Below are 956 nucleotides of genomic sequence, written 5' to 3'. Positions count from 1 at the left end.
CGCGCACCGCCGAGCGCACCGTGCACGTACAGATCGGCCGGCTGGAGGTCGCCGCGGCGGGCGCGCCCGGCACCGAACGGGCCGCGTCCGGCCGCTCCCAGCGGTCCGGGCGGGCCGCGCCCGCGGTGAGCCTGGCCGACTACCTGTCCCGCGGCGAGAGGAACAGCTGACGCCATGAGCAACGGACTCGCGATCGCCACGGTCACCCAGGCGCTGGCCCTGCTCGTCGCCAACAACCTGCGGCCGGAGATCGACATCGCGGTCTCGGTCGAGACCCGCAAGCCGCCGGCCGAGCCGCCGCCCGAGCCGACGGTCACGATCTTCCTCTACCAGGTCACCCCGAACGCCTCGATGCGCCACCACGACCTGCCGACCCGCGCCTCGGACGGCACGCTGCTCAAGCGGCCCGCCGCACCGCTCGACCTGCACTATCTGATCAGCGCCTACGGGGACGAGATCGAGCTGGTCGGGCAGCGGCTGATCGGCTCGGTGGTACGCACGCTGCACGAGATCCCGGTGCTGCCGAAGGAGCTGATCGCGGAAGCGGCCGAGAAGCCGTATCTGGCGGGCAGCGACCTGGCGGAGGCGATCCAGCGGGTGCGCTTCACGCCGACGCAGATGGACATCGACGAGACCTCGAAGCTCTGGGGCATGCTGCACCAGACGCCGTACGCGCTGTCGGTCTGCTATCAGGGCGCGCTGGTCTTCGTCGAGGGCCGCGAGCAGCCGGTGCCGCCGAAGCCGGTGCGGGAGCGCGCGGTGCGGGTCGCGCCGTTCGGCGCTCCGGGCGCGCCGGAGCGGCCGGAGCTGCCGACGGGTGCGGAGTCCGGTTCCCCCGGGGCGGGTGGTGCCTCGGCACCGGCGCCGCTGAACGGCCGGGGGACGGCGCGGAACACCGGTGCCGCCTCCCGGGGAGGCGCGGGCGGTGCGTCCGCGACGGACACGGGCGGTACGGG

The 956-nt window shown here is 74.5% G+C and carries 1 protein-coding gene; it reads left to right on the top strand.

What is annotated here, in order from left to right; all coding sequences use genetic code 11:
- Positions 1 to 174: 174 nt before the first annotated feature.
- Positions 175 to 956: DUF4255 domain-containing protein (locus tag GCU69_RS09230; protein WP_156205641.1), on the top strand; the 782-nt coding region annotated here is incomplete at its 3' end.

It is taken from the genome of Streptomyces lycii (assembly GCF_009735685.1).
Taxonomy (GTDB): domain Bacteria; phylum Actinomycetota; class Actinomycetes; order Streptomycetales; family Streptomycetaceae; genus Streptomyces; species Streptomyces lycii.
The sequence above is the reverse complement of the archived record's forward strand: the minus strand, read 5'-3'. Positions and strand labels throughout refer to the sequence as shown.